General features: G+C 72.0%; 15 protein-coding genes. 6 read left to right on the top strand and 9 right to left on the bottom strand.

The genetic code is table 11. The annotated features are described in order from the left end of the window. The first annotated feature begins 1 nt into the window (after position 1). Positions 2-1,234 (top strand): enolase C-terminal domain-like protein, encoded by a 1,233-nt coding sequence (locus KYT88_RS12485; RefSeq protein WP_043583356.1) that lies wholly within the window; start codon positions 2-4, stop codon positions 1,232-1,234. After that, positions 1,234-2,202, top strand: a complete 969-nt coding sequence (locus tag KYT88_RS12490; protein WP_237583670.1) for a 5-dehydro-4-deoxyglucarate dehydratase — start codon at positions 1,234-1,236, stop codon at positions 2,200-2,202. Before KYT88_RS12485 ends, KYT88_RS12490 begins: the two co-directional genes overlap by 1 nt. Positions 2,203-2,206: 4 nt before the next feature. On the opposite strand, the gene KYT88_RS12495 is transcribed toward KYT88_RS12490, so the two are convergent. Genes KYT88_RS12495 through KYT88_RS12510 form a run of 4 tightly spaced genes read right to left on the bottom strand, consistent with a single transcriptional unit; the run spans position 2,207 to position 7,835 of the window. Then, complete coding sequence (locus KYT88_RS12495; RefSeq protein WP_237583671.1) at positions 2,207-4,144, bottom strand: thioredoxin domain-containing protein; 1,938 nt, start codon at positions 4,142-4,144, stop codon at positions 2,207-2,209. 52 nt (positions 4,145-4,196) lie between these two features. Continuing rightward, positions 4,197-5,363, bottom strand: a complete 1,167-nt coding sequence (locus KYT88_RS12500) for a magnesium and cobalt transport protein CorA (RefSeq protein WP_043583352.1) — start codon at positions 5,361-5,363, stop codon at positions 4,197-4,199. Between the two features lie 46 nt (positions 5,364-5,409). Next, positions 5,410-6,252 (bottom strand): aldo/keto reductase, encoded by an 843-nt coding sequence (locus KYT88_RS12505; RefSeq protein WP_043583351.1) that lies wholly within the window; start codon positions 6,250-6,252, stop codon positions 5,410-5,412. Beyond that, positions 6,249-7,835, bottom strand: coding sequence for a long-chain-fatty-acid--CoA ligase (locus tag KYT88_RS12510; RefSeq protein WP_043583348.1), 1,587 nt, complete (start codon positions 7,833-7,835; stop codon positions 6,249-6,251). Before KYT88_RS12510 ends, KYT88_RS12505 begins: the two co-directional genes overlap by 4 nt. 141 nt (positions 7,836-7,976) lie before the next feature. Here KYT88_RS12510 and hrpA point away from each other — a divergent pair, with 141 nt between their 5' ends. After that, a complete protein-coding gene (gene hrpA / locus KYT88_RS12515; protein WP_043583346.1) occupies positions 7,977-11,795 on the top strand; it encodes an ATP-dependent RNA helicase HrpA in 3,819 nt (1,272 codons plus the stop codon). Between the two features lie 11 nt (positions 11,796-11,806). On the opposite strand, the gene KYT88_RS12520 is transcribed toward hrpA, so the two are convergent. Next, a complete protein-coding gene (locus KYT88_RS12520; RefSeq protein WP_043583344.1) occupies positions 11,807-12,367 on the bottom strand; it encodes a hypothetical protein in 561 nt (186 codons plus the stop codon). An 89-nt stretch (positions 12,368-12,456) separates the two neighbouring features. On the opposite strand from KYT88_RS12520, the gene KYT88_RS12525 reads away from it, so the two are divergent. Further along, positions 12,457-12,897, top strand: coding sequence for a shikimate kinase (locus KYT88_RS12525; protein ID WP_043583342.1), 441 nt, complete (start codon positions 12,457-12,459; stop codon positions 12,895-12,897). Positions 12,898-12,904: 7 nt separating this feature from the next. Here KYT88_RS12525 and KYT88_RS12530 read toward each other — a convergent pair whose 3' ends face one another. The 4 genes from KYT88_RS12530 to KYT88_RS12545 form a co-directional block, all read right to left on the bottom strand. Further along, positions 12,905-13,750, bottom strand: a complete 846-nt coding sequence (locus KYT88_RS12530; RefSeq protein ID WP_043583340.1) for a sulfurtransferase — start codon at positions 13,748-13,750, stop codon at positions 12,905-12,907. Between the two features lie 36 nt (positions 13,751-13,786). Beyond that, positions 13,787-14,320, bottom strand: coding sequence for a GNAT family N-acetyltransferase (locus tag KYT88_RS12535; protein WP_043583338.1), 534 nt, complete (start codon positions 14,318-14,320; stop codon positions 13,787-13,789). 134 nt (positions 14,321-14,454) lie between these two features. Next, positions 14,455-15,450, bottom strand: coding sequence for a ribonucleotide-diphosphate reductase subunit beta (locus KYT88_RS12540; RefSeq protein ID WP_012039117.1), 996 nt, complete (start codon positions 15,448-15,450; stop codon positions 14,455-14,457). Between the two features lie 153 nt (positions 15,451-15,603). Further along, positions 15,604-18,105, bottom strand: a complete 2,502-nt coding sequence (locus KYT88_RS12545; protein WP_043583336.1) for a ribonucleoside-diphosphate reductase subunit alpha — start codon at positions 18,103-18,105, stop codon at positions 15,604-15,606. A gap of 375 nt (positions 18,106-18,480) precedes the next feature. On the opposite strand from KYT88_RS12545, the gene KYT88_RS12550 reads away from it, so the two are divergent. Both KYT88_RS12550 and KYT88_RS12555 read left to right on the top strand, forming a co-directional pair. Continuing rightward, positions 18,481-19,692, top strand: a complete 1,212-nt coding sequence (locus KYT88_RS12550; RefSeq protein ID WP_043583334.1) for an MFS transporter — start codon at positions 18,481-18,483, stop codon at positions 19,690-19,692. A 95-nt stretch (positions 19,693-19,787) separates the two neighbouring features. Then, positions 19,788-20,267, top strand: a complete 480-nt coding sequence (locus KYT88_RS12555; protein WP_043583332.1) for a hypothetical protein — start codon at positions 19,788-19,790, stop codon at positions 20,265-20,267. Positions 20,268-20,302 lie beyond the last annotated feature (35 nt).

A 20,302-nucleotide genomic window follows, 5' to 3' on the forward strand; every position in this document is an offset into this window, starting at 1 on the left:
CATGATCATCCACGACCTCGTCGTCACCCCCATCGCCTTCCGCGACCCGCCCCTGCTCAACGCCGACGGCGTGCACGAGCCCCTCGCGCTCCGCACGATCGTCGAGCTCGTCGTGGACGGCGGGGTCGTCGGCCTCGGCGAGGGACAGGGCGGCGCCGTCGTGGCCGCGCGCGTCGCGTCGGTGCGGGACGCGATCGTCGGCCTCCGCGTCACCGACCTGCACGGCATCGAGCGGGCGGTGGACGCCGCGCTCGGCGGGGACGCCGGACCGCTCAGCCGGCAGGAGCGCCGCGTCGTGTTCTCGATGATCGACGTGGCCGCGCACGACGCGTGGGGCCGCATCACCGGGCTGCCCGTGAGCGAGCTGCTCGGCGGGCGCGTGCGCGACCGGGTCCCGTACAGCGCGTACCTCTTCTACAAGTGGGCGGCGCACCCGGGCGCCGAGCCCGACGCGTTCGGCGAGGCGCTCGATCCGGCCGGCATCGTCGCACAGGCGCGCCTCCTCATCGACCGGTACGGCTTCGGATCCATCAAGCTCAAGGCCGGCGTCTTCCCGCCCGACGAGGAGGTCGCCGCGATCCGCGCGCTGGCCGAGGCGTTCCCGACGCACCCGCTGCGCATCGACCCGAACGGCGCGTGGACCCACGAGACGGCCGTGCGCGTGGCGGCCGAGCTCGACGGCGTGCTCGAGTACCTCGAGGATCCGGTGCTCGGCATCGACGGGATGGCGCGCGTCGCCGCCGAGCTGCCGCAGCCGCTCGCCACGAACATGTGCGTCGTCACGTTCGAGCAGATCCGGGAGGCGTTCGCGAAGGACGCCGTGCAGATCGTGCTCTCCGACCACCACTACTGGGGCGGGCTCGCGCACACCCGGGAGCTCGCGGCCATCTGCCGCACCTTCGGCGTGGGCCTCTCGATGCACTCCAACTCGCACCTCGGGATCTCGCTCGCCGCCATGACGCACGTCGCCGCGGCCAGCCCCGAGCTCGCGTACGCCTGCGACACGCACTACCCGTGGAACCGCGGCGACGACGTGATCGTGCCGGGCGCGCTCGAGATCGTCGGCGGATCCGTCGCCGTGCCGACCGGCCCCGGGCTCGGCGTCGAGCTCGACCACGCCGCGCTCGACCGCCAGCACCTCGTGTACGTCGAGTCGGGACGCACCGCGCGCGACGACTCCGGCTACATGCAGGCCATCCAGCCCGCCTACGACCCCACCCTCCCGAGGTTCTGATGACGACGACCGACACCGCCGCCCACCCCGCCACCGCCCCGGCTCCCGCATCCACCGGCCTCCTGCCGCCGTTCGAGGGCGTGCTCTTCTTCCCGGTCACGCCGTTCGACCAGGCAGACCGCGTGGACGTCGACGTGCTCGCCGCGCACGTGTCCCACGGCCTCGACCAGGGCGCCGGCGCCGCGTTCGTCGCCTGCGGCACGGGCGAGTTCCACGCGCTCGACATCGACGAGTACGCGCAGGCCGTGCGCGCCGGGGTGTCCGCGGCGGGCGGCCGCCACCTCGTCATCGCGGGGGTCGGCGGACCCCTCGGGCACGCGCGCCGCTGCGCGCAGCTGGCCACCGAGCTCGGCGCCGACGGCATCCTCGTGCTGCCGCCGTACCTCGTCGCCGGCCCGCAGGAGGGCCTCGCCGCCTACGTCGAAGCCGTCGCCCGCGCGACGCCGCTGCCGCTCATCGCCTACCACCGCGGCCAGGCGCAGTTCACGGAGGACACGGTCGAGCGGCTCCTCGCGCTGCCGACGCTGGCCGGGATCAAGGACGGCGCGGGCGACGTGGCCCTGTTCCAGCGCTTCGTGCTCGCCGCCCGCCGGGCCGGACGCGACGACGTGCAGTTCTTCAACGGGCTCCTCACGGCGGAGTCGAGCCAGGCCGCGTACCGGGCGATCGGCGTGCCGCTGTACTCGTCGGCCGTGTTCGCGATGGCGCCGCGCATCGCGAGCGCGTTCCACGCCGCCTACCGCGCCGACGACCTCGAGCGGCAGCGCTTCCTCCTCGACGAGTTCTTCACGCCGCTCGTGCGCCTGCGCGACGAGACGCCCGGGTTCGCGGTGTCTCTCATCAAAGCGGGTCTGCGGCTGGGCGGGGTGCCCGTGGGATCCGTGCGGGCGCCGCTCGTGGATCCGTCGCCGCGTCAGCTGGCCGAGCTCGAGCGGATCCTGGCGCACGGGGAGGACGTGGTCGGCTAGGGGGTCAGGCCCCGTCGGCCAGCTGCGCCCGCAGCGCGTCGGCCGTCGTCACCGGGAGGCGGCAGACGAAGTCGGCGCACAGGTAGGCGGTGGCGGTGGATCCGGCGACGCGGTCCGCGAGCAGCTCGAAGCCCGCATCGGCCCAGGCGCGCGCGGCCGTCTCCGTGACCACCAGCGACACGTGCGGCGGGCGGATCAGCGCGTGCGCGATCGCGGCGAGCGGGTCGTCGCCGGCCTCCGCCTGGTCGGGCAGCACGACGACGAGCTGCCGCCCGGCCGCCTCGATCGCCGCCGCCTGCTCGAGCGCGCCGCCGAACGCGATCGGTCGGCTCGCCCCGCCCGCGGCGACCGTCGCGAGCGCGGCGCGGGCCGCCCGCTCGTAGCGCGGATCCGCCGTCAGCCGCCCGAGCACGCGCGCGGCCGACGACGCAGCCGTGAGGCCGGACGGGTACGCACCCTCGGAGGGGTCGGACGCGAGGTCGAGGCCGAAGCCCGCGAGCACCGGATCCGCACCCGTCGGCACCCGGAACCCCGCGGCGCCGCGCTGCGGCTCCCCCGGTCCGGGCTGCCCGGCGGCGGCATCCGCGGCTGCGTCCGCGGCGGCGATGAGCGCGTCCACGATCCCCCGCGCCCGCACCGCGTAGCCGACCTCGCCCGTCGCGAGCGCCAGCGCGAGGAGCCCGTCGGCGAGCATCCCGTGGTCCTCGAGCGTCGCGACGGCGGGCGAGACGCGGCCGTCGATCGAGGCCCGCACGAGCGACCCGTCGGCGCGCACGTGCTCCGCGAGCAGCATGTCGGCGGCGCCGCGGGCCGCGTCGATCCACTCCCCGCGTCCGAACGCGCGGCCCGCCCGGGCGAGCGCGCCGATCGCGAGCCCGTTCCAGCCGGTGAGCACCTTGCCGTCGACGGCCGGCGGTTCCTCGGCCGCGCGCCCGGCGGCGTCGAGCACGTAGTAGCCGCCCTCGACGCGGCGCCCGGCGACCGTGCTCTCGGAGTCCTGCGCCGACGCGAACCCGCCGGACGCGCGCCGCAGCGTGCCGGTGAGGAACGCCGCGATGCCCGCCGCGACCTCCTCGTCCCCGGCCCGCGCGTACGCGTCGAGGAGCAGCGCGTTGTCGTAGAGCATCCGCTCGTAGTGCGGCTCGGACCAGTCGCGGCGCGTGGAGTAGCGGAAGAAGCCGCCCTCCACGGGATCGCGCAGGTCGGATCCAGCTATCGCGTCGAGCGTGCGCCGTACGAGCGCGCCCGTCGCCGCGGCGCGCTCGGGCGCGAGGGCGCCCGAGGTCGCGAGCGTGTCGAGCAGCAGCACCACAGGCGCGACGGGGAACTTGGGTGCGGATCCGAACCCGCCGTGCTCCGCGTCCTCGAACGCGGCCAGCTCGGCGGCGACCCGGTCGAGCGCGGCGGCGTCGGGGAGCGGCGACGCGACGGATCCGCGCTCCGAGGCCTCCCGGATCGCCTGGCTCAGCTGCCCCGCGCCCTGCTCGACCTGGTCGCGGCGGGTCGTCCAGGCGTCGGCGACGGCGTCGAGCACCTGGCGGAACGACGGGTGCCCGGCACGCGGCTCGGGCGGCGAGTAGGTGCCCGCGTGGAAGGTGCGGCCCTCGGGCGTCGTGAACACGTTGAGGGGCCAGCCGAGCTGGTCCGTGAAGGCGCCGGCCGCGGTGATCAGCGCCGCGTCGACCTCGGGGTGCTCCTCGCGGTCGACCTTGATCGCGACGAAACCGTCGTTGAGACGCGAGGCGAGCGCGGGATCCGAGAACGTCTCGCGCGCCATCACGTGGCACCAGTGGCAGGTCGAGTAGCCGACGGAGACGAGCACCGGCACGTCGCGTCGGGCCGCCTCCGCGAACGCCTCGGGACCCCACGGTCGCCAGTCGACCGGGTTGTCCGCGTGGCTGAGGAGGTACGGGCTGACGGCGTCGGCGAGGCGGTTGGGCATGCGTCCACGCTACGCGCGGGTCGCTCGACGGGACCGGGCGACCGATCGGGCGTCAGATCCAGTCGCGCTTGCGGAAGATGCCGTAGAGCACGCCGCTCACGCCGAGCATCAGCACCAGGGAGAAGGGGTAGCCCCACTCCCAGTGCAGCTCCGGCATGATGTCGAAGTTCATGCCGTAGACGCTCGAGACGAGCGTGGGCGCGAAGAGGATGGCCGCCCAGCCGGAGATCTTGCGGGTCTCCACGCTCTGCCGGTTGCTCGACTCGCTGAGCTCCCGCATCTCCTCGTTCTGGCGCTGGCCGACGAGCGTCGAGTTCACAGTGAGGATGTCGCGCAGCAGCACGCGGAACTCCTCCACCCGCTCGTTCACGACGATGACGTGGTCGGCCACGTCGCGGAGCGCCTGCTGCAGGTCCTCGCTCACCTCGTACTTGCCGGATCCCGCCTGCAGCTGCTGGAGCATGCCGCCGAGCGGGCGCACCGCGCGCTGGAAGTCGATGACCTCGCGGCTGAGCTCGTAGATGCGGCGGGACACGGCCGGATCCCCGTCGAACACCTGGTCCTCGATCTCGTCGATGTCGTTCGCGAGGCCGGTGACGACGGGCGCGTACCCGTCGACGACGGCGTCGAGGATCGCGTACAGCACCGACTGCGGGCCGTGGGTGAGCAGCTCGGGCCGCTCCTGCATGCGCGTGCGGATGGCCGAGAGATCGGGCGACTCCGCGTGCCGCACGGTGATCACGAAGTTGCGGCCGAGGAACACGTGCAGCTCGCCGAACTCCACCTCCTCGCGGTCGTCCACGTAGCGGGCCGCGCGCAGCACGGTGAAGAGGGTGGAGCTGTACCGCTCGGTCTTGGGCCGCTGGTGGGCCTGCACCGCGTCCTCCACCGCGAGCTCGTGCAGGTCGAACTCCTCGGCGAGCGCCTGCAGCTCCTCGACCGTGGGGCGGTAGAGGCCGATCCACGCCATCGCGTCGGGCCGCTCGTCGAGCTCGCGGAACGTGTCGGCGAGGGTGGCGGGCGAGGCGACGCGGCAGCCGTCGACGTAGACGCCGTTGTCGACGAGGCTCGGGCGGCGCGCGCCCGACTGCTCCGCCGGATCCTCCCGCTCGGCGCGCGCCCGGGACGCGCCGCCCGCATGGCCGCCGAGGGGCGCGACGCCCCGGGAGACCACGGACTTGAGGCGCGTGCGGATGCGGTGCTGGGACATGACGGACACCGTACCCGGCCGAGGTGACGCCTCCGTGCCGCTGGGGAGCGGTCGGCTAGACGACCTGATCCGGATGGCTGCCGACGCGTCCGGCGGCCTCGAGCGCGGTGATCCCGGCCATCTCCTCGTCGGTCAGCGCGAAGTCGAACACGTCCGCGTTCTCGACCAGGCGCGCGCGCCGTGTGGTCTTCGGGAAGACGATCGTGCCGCGCTGCACGTGCCAGCGGAGCACGACCTGCGCATCCGTGCGGTCGTGCGCGCGGGCGGCGTCGCGCACCACCGGCGCGTCCGCGACGGCGCCGCGCGCGAGCGGGCTCCACGCCTGCACCGCGATCCCGTGCTCCGCGAGGTACGCGGTCGTCGCGCGCTGCTGGTGCCGCGGGTGCAGCTCGATCTGGTCCACCGCGGGCGCGGGCAGCCCGGCGGCATCCAGCGCCTCGAGGTGCGGGACGAGGAAGTTGGATACGCCGATGGAGCGGGTCAGCCCCTCCTGGCGCGCCTGGGCGAGCGCCTCCCACGTCTCCACGTAGAGGCCGCGCTCGGCGGCGGGCCAGTGGATGAGGATCAGGTCGACCGCGGGCAGGCCCAGCCGGTCGAGGCTGCGGCGCATCGCCTCTGCCGCCCGGTCGCGCCCGTGGTCGTCGTTCCAGACCTTGGTGGTGACGAAGAGCTCGTCGCGAGGGATCCCGGACGCGCGGATCGCCCGCCCGACGCCCTCCTCGTTGCCGTACATGGCCGCGGTGTCGATGTGCCGGTAGCCGACCTCGAGCGCCTCCGAGACGATCCGCTCGGCGTCGGGATCTGACACCTTGTAGGTGCCGACGCCGAACTGCGGGATGGGGACGCCGTCGCCCATGGCGACCGACGGGATGGGGCTGCGGAGGTCGCCGCCGCTCACGCGCCGAACCGCTCGACGAGCGTCCGCTTGAGGATCTTGCCGCTCGGCCCGAGCGGCAGCGCCTCGACCACCTCGACCCGCCGCGGGTACTTGTACGACGCGATGCGCTCCTTCATGTACGCGACGACCTCCGCCGCGTCGACCATGGCGTCCGCCTTCGGCACGATCGCCGCGACGATCTCCTGCCCGTGCTCCTCGTGCGGCACGCCGAACACGGCGCACTGCGCGACGGCCTCGTGCCGGGCGAGCACCTCCTCGACCTCGCGCGGGTACACGTTGTAGCCGTTGCGCAGGATCATGTCCTTCGTCCGGTCGACGACGCGGATGTAGCCGTCCTCGTCGATGGTGCCGAGGTCGCCCGAGCGGAACCAGCCGTCGACGACCGCGCGGGCCGTGTCCTCGGGGCGGTGCAGGTACCCGTTCATGAGGTTGTGGCCGCGGATCACGATCTCGCCGAGCGTGCCCCGCTCGACGAGCTCCACGCGGTCCTCGTGCTCGGGGTCGGCGATCTCGATCTGCACGCCCCAGATCGGCTTCCCGACGGTGCCGGGCCGGGCAGGCACGCCGACGTGGTTGAACGACGCGACGGGCGAGGTCTCCGTGAGGCCGTAGCCCTCGTGGATCTCGGCGTCGAACTGCTCGCGGAACGCGTCGATGACGGCCACGGGGATCGCGGCGCCGCCCGAGATGGCGTAGCGCAGGGACGGGCGCGCGGGGTTCCGGGCGGCGGCCGCGAGCAGCGCGAAGTACATGGTGGGCACGCCCATGAACACCTGCGTCTCGTGCTCGACCATGAGCGCGAGCGCGGTGTCGCCGTCGAAGCGGGGCACCATCACGATGGTCGCGCCGGCCCGGAACGACGCGTTCATGGTGCAGGTCTGCCCGAAGGTGTGGAACAGGGGCAGGCAGCCGAGGATCCGGTCGCCCGCACGCAGGTCGAAGGTGTCGAGGATGAGCACGTCGACCTGCATCACGAGCGCCAGGTGGCTGCCCTCCGCGCCCTTCGGCTGGCCGGTGGTGCCGGACGTGTAGAGGATCGTCGCGGTGTCCGACGGCCGACGCGGCACGTAGGTGCGGATGGGCGTCGCGGCCCGCGCGAGCTCCTCCAGCCGGTCGGGCCCGCCCTCGGTGGCGGCCGGCACGAGCACGCTGATCACGGGCACCTCCGCGAGCGCGGCACCCCTCGCGCCCTGCTCGAGCAGGGGGCCGGCGCAGACCATGAGCGTGGATCCGGAGTCGCGCAGCACGTACGCGATCTCCTCGCTCTTCAGCAGCGCGTGCACGGGCACGACCACGCCGCCGAGCGCGAGCACCGCGTAGTAGACGCGCGGGAAGTCGGCGACGTTCGGGATGAGCATCGCGACGCGCGTCCCCTCCCCCACCCCGCGGTCGCGGAGGGCGCCGGCGTAGGCGCGCGTCTCGTCCCAGAGCTCGCGGTAGGTGGTGGAGACGTCGCCGACGACCACGGCGACCCGGTCGGCGTGCCGTTCGGCGGACTCGGCGAGGATCGCGGCGACCGAGACGGTGGAGAACCCGCCGTGCGGCTGCTCGTGCTCGGGCTGGAGGGGCGTGTCGGAGCTCATGGGCGGATCCCGTCGGTCGTCGTCGACTCGGGCGGCGACTGCGACCCGCGCGCCGTGATGTGCCCGGCGCCTTTCCCCGACGCTACCTCCGGGCCGCGGCCACGGGGAGGGGCGGCGCCCCGCGGATAGACTCAAACCAGCATGGAATTCAGCATCGCGTACCCGCCCGAGCTCCCCGTCAGCCGGATGCGGGACGAGATCGCCGACGCCATCCGCGACAACCAGGTCGTCATCGTCGCGGGCGCGACCGGCTCGGGCAAGACGACGCAGCTGCCGAAGATCTGCCTCGAGCTCGGCCGCGAGAGCATCGGCCACACGCAGCCCCGCCGGCTCGCCGCGCGCACCATCTCGGAGCGCATCGCGGAGGAGCTCGGCGGCGAGGTCGGCCAGCTCGTCGGCTACCAGGTGCGCTTCACCGACAAGGTATCGTCCGACACCCGCATCAAGCTCATGACCGACGGGATCCTGCTCAACGAGCTCCAGCGCGACCGGCTGCTCAAGAAGTACGACACGATCATCATCGACGAGGCCCACGAGCGCAGCCTCAACATCGACTTCCTGCTCGGCTACCTCAAGCAGCTGCTGCCGCGCCGGCCCGACCTCAAGCTCATCATCACGTCGGCCACCATCGACCCGCAGAGCTTCTCGAAGCACTTCGGCGACGCGCCCATCGTGGAGGTCTCCGGGCGCACGTACCCGGTGGAGATCCGGTATCGCCCGCTCGTCGCGGAGGCCGCCGTCGCGGGCGAGGACGACGACCTCGCCGACGCGCCCATGGAGCGCCCGGCCGACGATCGCGACTTCCTCGAGGGGATCAACGCCGCGCTGGATGAGCTCGCCGCCGAGTCCTCGGGCGACGTGCTCGTCTTCCTCAGCGGCGAGAACGAGATCCGCGACGCCGAGGACGCGATCCGGAGCAGGAACCTCCCGCACACCGAGGTGCTGCCGCTCTACGGCCGGCTCTCGTCCGCCGACCAGCACCGCGTCTTCCAGCCGTCCACGCAGGCGGGCGTGCGCCGACGCATCGTGCTCGCCACCAACGTCGCCGAGACGAGCCTCACCGTTCCCGGCATCAAGTACGTGATCGACGCCGGCACCGCGCGCATCTCCCGCTACTCCGTGCGCTCGAAGGTGCAGCGGCTCCCCATCGAGGCGATCTCGCAGGCCTCCGCGAACCAGCGCTCCGGCCGCTCCGGCCGCACGAGCGACGGCATCGCGATCCGCCTGTACTCCGAGGAGGACTTCGCCCGCCGCCCCGAGTTCACCGAGCCGGAGATCCTGCGCACGAACCTCGCGGCCGTCATCCTGCAGATGGTCTCGCTCGGCCTCGGCGACATCGCCGCGTTCCCGTTCCTCCAGCCGCCGGACTCGCGCGGCATCAAGGACGGCGTCGACCTGCTCACGGAGCTGGGCGCGGTCGTCCGCTCCCCCGACGGCACGCCCGCCCTCACGAAGGTGGGCCGCGACCTGTCGCGCCTGCCGATCGACCCGCGGTTCGCGCGCATGGTCGTCGAGTCGCGCAAGCACGGCGTGAGCCGCGAGGTCATGATCATCGTGGCCGGCCTCACCATCCAGGACGTCCGCGAGCGGCCGCTCGAGAAGCGCCCGCAGGCCGACCAGCAGCACGCGCGCTTCGTGGATCCCGCGAGCGACTTCATCACGCTCCTCAACCTCTGGAACCACCTCGAGGAGAAGGAGGCCGAGCTCTCCTCGAGCGCGTTCCGTCGGATGTGCAAGGCCGAGTTCCTCAACTACGTGCGCGTGCGCGAGTGGAAGGACGTCTTCCGGCAGCTGCGCCAGCTCGCCCGCCCGCTCGACCTGCAGATGAACGAGCCGAAGGCCGACCCGGACGGGATCCACAAGTCGCTGCTCGCGGGCCTCCTCAGCCACATCGGACTGAAGGACGCGCAGAAGAAGGACTACGTGGGCGCGCGCCAGTCGCGCTTCGTCGTGTTCCCCGGATCCGCGCTCGCGAAGAAGCAGCCCGACGCGATCATGAGCGCCGAGCTCGTGGAGACCAGCCGCCTGTTCGCGCGCACCAACGCGGCCATCGACCCGGCGTGGGCCGAGCCGATCGCGGGCGGGCTCGTCAAGCGCACCCACAGCGAGCCGCACTGGGAGAAGAAGCAGGGCGCGACCGTGGCATGGGAGCGCGTGACGCTCTACGGCGTGCCGATCATCCTGAAGCGCCGCGTGCAGTTCTCCCGCATCGATCCCGCGTACGCGCGCGAGCTCTTCATCCGGCACGCGCTCGTCGAGGGCGACTGGGAGTCGCAGCAGGCGTTCGACCGCGCCAACCGGAAGCTGCGCGAGGAGCTCGCCGAGGTCGAGGAGCGCACGCGCCGCCGCGACATCCTCAACGACGACGAGGCCGTGTTCGAGTTCTACGACAAGCGGCTCCCGCGCGACGTCGCCTCCACGCGCGCCTTCGAGGGCTGGTGGAAGAAGCAGCGGCAGGAGACGCCGGAGCTCCTCACCATGACCGCCGAGGAGCTCCTCGCGGAGGACGCGGTGGACGTCGACGAAGCCGCGTTCCCGCCCACCTGGCAGCAGGGCGACCAGCGCCTCTCGCTCACCTACCGCTTCGAGCCGGGCGCGCCCGACGACGGCGTGACCGTGCAGGTGCCGCTCGCGCTCCTCGCGCGCCTCAGCCCCGCCGGCTTCGACTGGCAGGTGCCGGGCATGCGGCGCGACCTCGTGACCGCCATGATCAAGGCCCTCCCCAAGGCGCTGCGCAAGAACGTCGTGCCCGCCGCCGACTGGGCCGACCGTCTCCTCGAGGGGCTGCCCGAGCCAGATCCGCAGCACCCGGTCGCGTTCACCACCACGATCGCGGGCCTCATCATGCGGAAGGCGCACGTGCGCGTCGCCGACGACGACTTCGACCTCGACCGGATCCCCGCCCACCTCCGCATGGCGTTCCGCGTGGTCGACGAGCGCGGCCGCGAGGTCGCCGCCGGCCGCGACCTCACCGAGCTGCAGGCCCGGCTCTCCAGCCGCGCCCGCGACAGCGTCGCCCGCGCGACGGCTCGTCCCGTCGAGCGCGTCGCGGGCGCATCCGGATCCGCCACGCGCGGCATGGAGCGCACCGGCCTCACCACGTGGGACCTCGACGAGCTGCCGCGCTTCGTCGACACCGCGCAGGGCGGCACGGGCGACAGCCGGCACGTCATCCGCGCCTACCCCGCGCTCGTCGACGAGGGTTCCACCGTCGCGATCCGCCTCATGGCGACCGCGGAGGACCAGGCCCGCGCCATGCCCGGCGGCGTGCGGCGCCTGCTCGTGCTCGCCATCGCGAACCCCTCGGCGTACGTGAAGCAGCACCTCACGAGCCAGGAGAAGCTGATGCTCGCGACGAGCCCGTACCCGAACGTGCAGGCGCTCTTCGACGACTGCCTGCTCGCCGCGATCGACCAGGTGCTCGAGCGCGTGGCCCCCGGCGGCGCGATCTACTCCAAGGAGCTGTTCGAGACGGCGCGCGACCGCGTCTCGGGCGTCGTCATGGACTCGATGTTCGACACGGTGGCGCTCGTGAACCGGATCCTCACGGGCGCGCGCGACGCCGAGCGCGCCATCAAGGCCGCGACGAGCATGCAGCTGATCGGCGCGCTCACCGACGCCCGCGAGCAGCTCGCCGGGCTCGTGCACCCGGGCTTCGTGTCGGCGACCGGTCTCGCCCGGCTCCAGCGCCTGCCTGCCTACCTCTCCGGCCTCACCCACCGCGTCCAGCGCCTGCCCGACCAGCCCGCGCGCGACCGCGCGTGGATGACGGAGGTGCAGAAGGCGACCGACCTCTACCGCGAGGCCGGCGGCGTCATCCCGTCCGCGCCGCACGCGCCGGAGTCGCTCGTGCACGCGCGCTGGATGCTGGAGGAGCTGCGCCTCAGCCTCTTCGCCCAGCACCTGCCGACGGCGGAGCCGGTGTCGCTGCAGCGGATCCGCAAGGTGCTCGCGGGCTGAGGCGCCGGGCGTCAGCTGCCTGGCTGGACGGGATCGGGCAGGGCGGGCTCGCCGGTGGGCCTGGCGTAGTACGCCCACGGGATCCACATCGTGCCGATCCGCGTCCAGCCCGCCGCCTCCAGCGCATGATGCGAGGAGAACATGCTCACCCGCCGGTGCTCCCACCGCTGATCGGAGCGCACGAGGTCGTGGTACAGCGTCCCGAACCCGACGGAGTGCCACCCGTGCCTCCCGGCCTCGTCGAGCTTCTCCATCTCGGTGAACGCGGTCACCGGCTTCATCCTCCAGACCGACGTGTCGGCGGGCGGGGTCGGTCCCCCGAACCTCTGCTGCGCCGCCTGACGCGAGATGCGCAGCACGTCGCCGATGCGCTCCCAGCTCACTCCCGCGGCCCGCGCGGAGACGACGGCCTCGCGGAGGGAGTCGCCGGCCTCCATGGAGATGTCCGTCGCCGCTTGGACGAGGCGGAGGTACGCGTCCGGGTCGTGGTCGAGGTCCTTGCCGATGTCCGGCTCCAACCCCGCCATGATCGAGGTGAGCCCGTCGCGGATGATCTCCTGCTTGTCTGCCATGCCGTCAACCTATTGTTGACATCTCGCGACGTCAACCAGTGATTGACACCGGTCGACCAACGGCACCCGCCGCCGCGTACCGTCGACGCATGACGCGGATCCTCCTCACCGGCATGTCCGGCGCCGGGAAGTCGACGCTCCTCGGCGAGCTAGCCAGGCGAGGGCACCGCACGCTCGACACCGACCACGACGGCTGGACCCTGCCGGACGGCCGATGGGACGATGCCCGGATGACCCGTCTCCTCGACCGCGAGCCGCGCATCGTCATCTCGGGCACCGTCGAGAACCAGGGCGCGTTCCGCGATCGCTTCGCGCGCGTCGTGCTCCTGAGCGCGCCTCTCGACGTCCTCCTCGCCCGCGTGGCCGCGCGCACCGGGAACGACTACGGGAAGGATCCCGTCGAGCGGGAGGAGATCCGCCGGCACACGCGGGAGGTGGAGCCCCTGCTCCGCCGGTCGGCTGATGTCGAGCTCGACGGCCGGCGCCCGATCGCGGACCTGGCCGACGAGCTGGAGCGCCTCCTCGGCTGACCCGCGGTCAGACCCCGCCCGGCTCCGCGCCCGTCGCGACCGGCCGCTCCGGCCGGTTCGACCAGGCCGACCACGAGCCCGGGTACAGCGCCGCATCGATCCCGGCGATGGCGAGCGCCGCGACCTCGTGCGCGGCCGTGACCCCGGAACCGCAGTACACGCCCACCGCGTCGCCCGGCCGGATCCCGAGGGCCGCGTACCTCTCGCGCAGCGCCTCCGACGACAGGAACGCGCCGTCCGCGTCGAGGTTCTCGACGGTCGGCGCGCTCACGGCGCCCGGGATGTGGCCGGCGCGCGGATCCACCGGCTCGACCTCGCCGCGGTACCGCTCCCCCGCCCGGGCGTCGAGGAGCGCCCCGGTGCGCGCGAGGCCGGCCGCCGCATCCTCGTCCAGCGTCGGGAGGCTGCCGCGGGTGAGCGTCACGTCGCCGGGCTCGGGCGCGGTGGAGCCGGCCGCCAGCGGCAGCCCCGCCGCGACCCACGCGGGCAGCGCGCCGTCGAGGATCCGCACGTCGGCGATCCCGGCGTCGCGCAGCAGCCACCACGCGCGCGCGGCCGCCGTGTTGCCGCCGCCGTCGTGCACGACGACCGTGTCGCCCTGCCGGATCCCCCAGGCACGCGCCGCCCGCTCGAGGTCCGCCGTCGCGGGCAGCGGGTGCCTCCCCTCCTCGGGCGCGCCGTGCCCGGCGAGCTCGGTGTCGAGATCCGCGTACACGGCGCCCGGGATGTGCCCGGCCTCGTGCAGCGGCCGGCCGGGAGGACCGCCGAGCGACCAGCGGACGTCGATCACGCGCACGTCGTCCCGGGTGCGGAGGGCGTGGTCGAGCTCGGTCGGCGTGATGAGGATCCCCATCACCCCATGCTCGCAGGCCCCGCGGCCCGGCCCGTGTCAGCGCAGCGGCTTCTCGAAGCAGACCGAGTTCGTCACGGGGATGTACGGCGGGTACACGTCGATCGGCAACCATCCCGCGGTCGCGTAGAGCTGGATCGCGTCCGGCTGCCGGTCCCCCGTCTGCAGGATCAGCCGACGCGCGCCGCGCTCCCGCGCCACGCGCTCCAGCTCCGCCATGAGCACCCGCGAGAGCCCGGTGCCGCGGTGCGCCGGATCCACGACCACCTTCTTGAGCTCCAGCTCGTCGCCGAGGTGCCGGATGACGCCGTGCGCCGCCGCGTCCCGGTCGTCCCCGTCGAGGACGAGCAGCACGACCGCCTCGACGTCGGCCGGGTCGAACGCGAACGCGACGGCCGCCTTCGCGGGCCAGTCGGGGTCGTCGGCGTGCCGCCCCTCGTACCGCACGTCCATCTCGGCCTCCATGGCCGCTCGGATCCGCGCCCCGCGCGGGTCGTCCCAGCCGACCACCTCGGTGCGGTACGCCCGTCCGTCGCGCGCGACGTGCCGGGTCCCGGCCTGCTCCTCGGTCATGCTCCCTCTTCCTCCGGGCCCGACCGGATGCCGGCGCGGGCATGACGACGCCCGCACCGGCATCCGGGTGGATGCGCGGCGCGGGCGGCGTCGATGGTGCGGTGCCGCGGTCTCCCGCGGCAGGTGGTGCGGTCCTACTTGGCGCCGACGGTGGCCGACGCGTTCGACTCGTACGACGTGTTGGTCGACTCGAAGAAGTTGACGAGCTGCAGCGTGTCGTTCGCCGTCGCCATCCACTTCGCCGGGTTGGAGACCTTGTACTCGGCCTCGAAGCCGAGCTCCTCCAGGCGGCGGTCGGCCAGGTACTTCACGTACTGGTTGATGTAGTTCGCGTTGAGGCCGAGGATCCCGTTCGGCAGGAGGTCGCGGTTGTACTGCTCCTCCATCTCGACGGCGTCGAGGATCATCTGCTTGATCTCGGCGGCGAACTCCTCCGTCTGCAGGTCGGGGTTCTCCTCGAGCACCGTGAGGATGAGGTTGATCCCGAACTTGAGGTGCAGCGACTCGTCGCGCACGATCCAGTCCATGAGCGAGCCGAAGTTGCGCAGCAGGTTCCGCTGGCGGAACGACAGCGACACCATGAAGCCCGAGTAGAACCAGATCCCCTCGAGGATCACGTTGTACGCGACGAGGTTCCGGACGAAGTCCTTCTTGCCCTCGGTGGTGGTGATGTCGAGGGTCTGCTCGGTCATGCGCTTGATGAACTTGACCTCGAACTCCTCCTTGCGCGCCATCGACGGGATGTCGACGTGGGAGTTGTACGCGGCCTCGCGGTCGATCGGGAACGTCTCCAGGACGTACTCGAACGACATGCAGTGGTTCGCCTCCTCCCACATCTGCTTCGCCAGGTAGAGGTGGCACTCCGGCGCGTTGATGTAGGGGTAGACGCCGAACGCCAGCGCCTTGTTCACCAGGAGCTCGTTCGGGTTGAAGTAGCTCATGAGGAACGTGATCGCGTGGCGCTCCTCGTCCGTCATCTTCTTGAAGTCCGCGATGTCCTCGCCGAGCTGGATCTCGTTGGGGAACCACGTGTTGGCGACGGCCTGGTCGTACAGGTCCATGGCCCACTGGTAGTTGACGGGCTTGAGGAGGAGGCCCTCCTGGATTCCCGTGCCGAGGATCTTCGACATTGGTGTCTCTACTTTCGCGCTGCGTTACGGGTCGTGCGGGTGGGGGCGGCTGCGTTCACCGCGACGGCGAACCTGCCTACTGGCAGGAGTCGCACTGGAGCTCGTCCATGGGGTCCATGGGGACGACGTAGTCGCCGAACGTGTCGTCGTTCATCAGCGTGCACCTCCCACTCCGCCGAAGCCGAAGCCCTTGCGGGGCGACGGGGCGGACTGCGGGGCCGGGGCCTCCGCGGTCGCGGTGGATGCGGGAGCCGCCGCGGGCGCGACAGCGGGTGCGCCGCCGCCGAATCCGCCGAAGCCCTTGCGCTTGGTGCCGTCGGCGTCCTGCGACTTGTCGACCTTCACGGTCGACTGCTCGGCCGTGTGACGCGGCTTCATGTGCAGGTAGTACGTGGTCTTGACCCCGCGCTCCCAGCCGGCGAAGTAGATGTCCATCATGTCGCCGAGGTCGCGCGTCTCGAGGTACATGTTGCGGCTGATGGCCTGGTCGATCCACTTCTGCGCGCGCGCCGCGACCTCGAGGAACGCGTACGGCGAGAGCTGGAAGCTCGTGCGGTACGTGGCCTTGACGTGGTCGGGGATGGCGGCGATGTTCTGGATGTCGCCCTGGCTGCGCAGGATGTTCTCGCGCACGGTCTCCCAGATGCCGAGCTCCTGGAGGTCCTTCACCAGGTTCCGGTTGACCTCGAGGAACTTGCCCGAGGAGGTGGAGCGGCTGAAGATCTGCGAGAACTGCGGGTCGAGGCCGGGCGTGGTGCCGGCGACGAGGCCGATGGAGGCGGTGGGCGCGATCGCCATGAGCGTCGCGTTGCGCATGCCGCCCTTGACCTTGGCGCGCAGCGCGTCCCAGTCGAGGCGCGTGGTGCGGTTGACCTTGACGGGCACGCCGCGGTCCGCCTCCATGAGCGCGATCGAGTCGAGCGGCACGAGGCCCTCCGACCAGCGGGAGCCCTCGAAGTTCGGGTACGCGCCGCGCTCCTTCGCGAGATCCGCCGACTCGTCGATGGCCGCGTAGGAGACGTGCTCCATGATCTCGTCGATCAGGTCGTACGACTCCTCCGACTCGTACGAGAAGCCGAGCTTCTCCACGATGTCGGTGAAGCCCATGACGCCGAGGCCCACCGCGCGGTTCTGCTGGTTGGAGAAGTCCGCCTCCTTCACGCTGGAGCGCGTGATGTCGATGAGGTTGTCGAGCTGGCGCACCGCGAGGCGCGCGCTCTGCTCGATCTTCGCGAAGTCGACCTTGCCGTCGGCGAAGTGCTGCGACAGGTTGATCGACGCCAGGTTGCAGACGGAGACGTTGTCCTCGTCCTGCGGCAGCGTGATCTCGGTGCAGAGGTTCGAGAGGTGGATCGTGCCCGTGTTGTTGTTCAGGGCGCGGTTGTTGATCGTGTCCTTCCAGGTGAGCCACGGGTGGCTGGTGGTCTGGAGCGAGATGAGGATCGACTTGAACTGCTCGCGCGCCTTGATGCGCTTGAACATCCGGATGCGACCGGCCTCGGCCTCGCCGACGTAGAACGCGTAGCGCTCCGAGAAGGCCTTGCCGTACAGCTCGTTGAGGTCGGAGACCTCCAGCGGGTCGAAGAGGTACCAGTCGTCGTCGTTCTGCACGCGCTTCATGAACTCGTCGCTGATCCACACGGCCGTGTTGGCGGTGCGGGTGCGGCGGTACGGGTCGCCCGAGTTCTGGCGCAGGTCGAGGAACTCGGGGAAGTCGAGGTGCCAGTTCTCCATGTAGAAGCACAGGGCGCCGAACTTCTTGCCGCCGCGGCTGACGGCGCGGAGCACCGAGTCGATGGTGTGCATGAACGGGATCGGGCCCGTGGAGGTGGTGTTGTTCGAGCGGATGGGCGAGCCCTGCGCGCGCAGCTTGGAGACGGAGAGGCCGATGCCGCCCGTGCCCTTGGTGAGCCACATGACGTCGCGCGTGGTCTTCGCGATGTGCTCGATGTCGTCCTGCATCTCCATGACGAAGCAGTTCGCGAGCTGCGGGTAGATGGTGCCCGCGTTGACGAGGGTGGAGCCGGCCGCGAGGTACTCGAGCTTCGACATCTTCTCGTAGAAGGCGATGGCCGTCTCGGTGGGGTTCTGCTCGTTGAGCGTGAGGCCCATCGCGATGCGCATCCAGAAGTACTGGGGCACCTCGAGGGCGTCGCCGTTGCGGCCCTTGATGCCGTAGCGGTTGTTCAGCGTGACGACGCCGATGTACTTGAGCAGCTCGTCGTGCGCGGGCTCGAGGGCCTGGGCGAGGCGCTCCAGGTCGAACAGCTGCACGAGGCGGGAGTCGAGGAGCATCTCGTCGACGCCGCGCTGGATGTTGCGGGCGAAGTGCTCCGCGTGGAGGCGCTTGAGCTCCTCGGGCGACGAGTAGTCGCCGAGGACGCGCTTGTAGATGGTCTTGAGGAGCAGGCGCGCGGCGACGGTGTCGAACGCCGGGTCGTCCTTCACGTTCTGGAGCGCGACCTGGATGACGGCCTCATCCAGCTGCTGCGTGGTGATCCCGTCGAAGAGGGTGATCTCCAGCTCGGACGCGATCTGCGTGACCCAGCCGATGTTCTCGTCGAGGCCCTGCGTCGCGTCCTCGATGGCCAGGTTGATGCGGTTCGCGTCGTACGGCTCCCGCGTGCCGTCGCGCTTCACTACGGTGATGGACACTCTGCTCCTCGTCGTCTTCATCGTCCGCGCTGATCGGCGGCGGACTGTCCTGCGGTCGGCGGTGACGCGGTGCGGGACGTGCCCGTCGCCTGCGTCTCACCAGCCCTGGTCCTCACCAGGGGAAATGCTCGGCGAGCCCTCGTCCGCCCTGCTCCGCGGAGCCAGGACGATGGGGTTGCCCGCCGTCCCATCACTATATATGCGGGCACCCGGCCGGGCCCAACCCCATATGTAGTGGGCGTGTCGTCCACAGGTGTGGACAACTCCGCGGACTTGTCCACAGGTTCCACAGGCTACGGAGCGCCGCCGACATCGCTGTCCGGTGGCGCCCGGCGCTGCGGGAGCAGGCCGTCCGGCCGGTAGGATCTGACCCTCGTGAGCACGTACGGAAGCCTCCTCAAGACCCGCGGCGTGGGCCGGATCATCGCCGCCCAGCTCGTGGCGCGCTTCCCGGGCGGCATGCTCTCGCTGGCGTTCCTCATGCACGTCGAGCGGATCCACGAGTCGTACGGCGCCGCGGGCCTCGTGCTCGCCGCGACGAGCATCGGCCAGGCCGTCGCGGGCCCCCTCACCAGCCGCTGGATGGGCGTGTGGGGCATGCGACCGGTGCTCATCCTCACGTCGGTCGTCTGCACGGTCGCCGTCGTCGCGGTGGCGCTCGGCGACGAGAGCACGTCCGTCCCCGTGTTCATGGTGCTCGGGCTCGTCGCGGGTCTCGCCAACCCGCCGGTCCAGCCGGCGGTCCGCACCATCTACCCGAAGATGGTCAACTCCAAGCAGCTCACGCCCCTCTTCTCCCTCGACGCGTCGGCGCAGGAGATCATCTGGGTGCTCGGCCCCGTCATCGCGACGTTCCTCGCCATCCAGGTGGACACGAGCGCCGGGATCCTCGTGGCGGCCGCCTTCCTCGTCGGCGGCGGCGCGTGGTTCATCTCCTCCCCCGAGCTCGGCCGGGTCCGCATCCCGCGCAGCAAGCGCCGCTTCGGCGTGGTCCTGGGGCGGCCGCCCGTGCTCCTCAGCACCGTCGTCGGCTTCCTGCTCATCGCGGCGTGCGCCGCCATCGAGGCGGGCGTCGTCGCCGTGTTCGGGCACGGCGGCCCCGAGGCCGGCTTCGTCCTCGCGATCTTCGCGGTCGGCTCGCTCATCGGCGGCCTCTCGCTCGGCCACATCCCCATCAGCCCGTGGGCCATGGCCAGGCGCATGGCGATCATCCTCGTCGGCACGGCGGTCGCGGCCGTCTCGATGAACGTCGTCTGGCTGTCGGTCTTCCTCTTCCTCGCGGGCGTCGGCATCGCGCCGGCGCTGGCCGTGCTGTTCGCCGTGGTCTCGTCGTCGGTCCGCTTCAGCGACACCGCGGAGGCGTACGGCTGGGTCGGCACCGGGCAGCTCATCGGGGCCGCGCTCGGATCCGCCGCGGCCGGCTTCGTCATCGACGCCCAGGGCGCGCAGGGCGCGTTCGTCGTCGCGGCGGCGCTGCTCGCGGTCGGCGCGGCCATCGCCGCCGTCTTCCACCGGCACAGCCCGGACCTCCGCGGCCGCGACGCCGGACCCATCCCGGACACGGAGCCCGTCCCGGTCATGACCTGACGGTCGGGCCACGCCTCGGGCACCCCGCCGGATCCGCGCCCCAGAGTCTCCGCCCCCGCGGAAAAACGACTCCTCGCGCTGGATAGTGTGAGGGCATGACCTCTCAGCAGACCCCTCTGACCACGCGCCGCCTGCGCGCCGGGATCGCGGGCCTCGGCCTCGTCCTCGGGCTCACGCTCGCCGGGTGCAGCTCGCCGGCCGCCGACGACGCCGCGACGCCGACCCCGTCCGCATCCGCGAGCCCCTCCGCCGAGGCCGCCAGCCCCACTCCCGAGGCTGCCACCGAGGGCGACGCCGGCTCCGGCGACGCCGCGGCCCCCGGATCCCGCGAGGCCATCGCCGCGAAGACCCGCGACATCGCGTGCGGCCTGAAGGACAAGTCCACGCTCGAGGAGTCGGACGTGCAGGCGTTCCGCGACCTCGGCACCGAGATCTCCGCCTCCACCGAGAGCGGCGCCGCGGCGGCCGGCCAGCAGATCACGGCCCTGGCCGATCAGATCGCGCCCGGCGTCGGCCAGCCGATCAGCGACGAGCTGAAGACGCAGATGTCAAGCGCCTGCGATTCGCTGCAGTAGCCCTCCCGCACGTACGACGGCCCCGGTCAGCGCGA

The sequence above is a fragment of the Clavibacter sp. A6099 genome, assembly GCF_021919125.1.
GTDB classification, from domain to species: Bacteria; Actinomycetota; Actinomycetes; order Actinomycetales; family Microbacteriaceae; genus Clavibacter; species Clavibacter seminis.

Coding starts and splice junctions, on each gene's coding strand:
- hrpA (WP_043583346.1), top strand. CDS start 7,977: ATGGAATTCAGCATCGCGTACCCGCCCGAGCTCCCCGTCAGCCGGATG.
- KYT88_RS12485 (WP_043583356.1), top strand. CDS start 2: ATGATCATCCACGACCTCGTCGTCACCCCCATCGCCTTCCGCGACCCG.
- KYT88_RS12525 (WP_043583342.1), top strand. CDS start 12,457: ATGACGCGGATCCTCCTCACCGGCATGTCCGGCGCCGGGAAGTCGACG.
- KYT88_RS12490 (WP_237583670.1), top strand. CDS start 1,234: ATGACGACGACCGACACCGCCGCCCACCCCGCCACCGCCCCGGCTCCC.
- KYT88_RS12520 (WP_043583344.1), bottom strand. CDS start 12,367: ATGGCAGACAAGCAGGAGATCATCCGCGACGGGCTCACCTCGATCATG.
- KYT88_RS12535 (WP_043583338.1), bottom strand. CDS start 14,320: ATGACCGAGGAGCAGGCCGGGACCCGGCACGTCGCGCGCGACGGACGG.
- KYT88_RS12510 (WP_043583348.1), bottom strand. CDS start 7,835: ATGAGCTCCGACACGCCCCTCCAGCCCGAGCACGAGCAGCCGCACGGC.
- KYT88_RS12530 (WP_043583340.1), bottom strand. CDS start 13,750: ATGGGGATCCTCATCACGCCGACCGAGCTCGACCACGCCCTCCGCACC.
- KYT88_RS12495 (WP_237583671.1), bottom strand. CDS start 4,144: ATGCCCAACCGCCTCGCCGACGCCGTCAGCCCGTACCTCCTCAGCCAC.
- KYT88_RS12540 (WP_012039117.1), bottom strand. CDS start 15,450: ATGTCGAAGATCCTCGGCACGGGAATCCAGGAGGGCCTCCTCCTCAAG.
- KYT88_RS12555 (WP_043583332.1), top strand. CDS start 19,788: ATGACCTCTCAGCAGACCCCTCTGACCACGCGCCGCCTGCGCGCCGGG.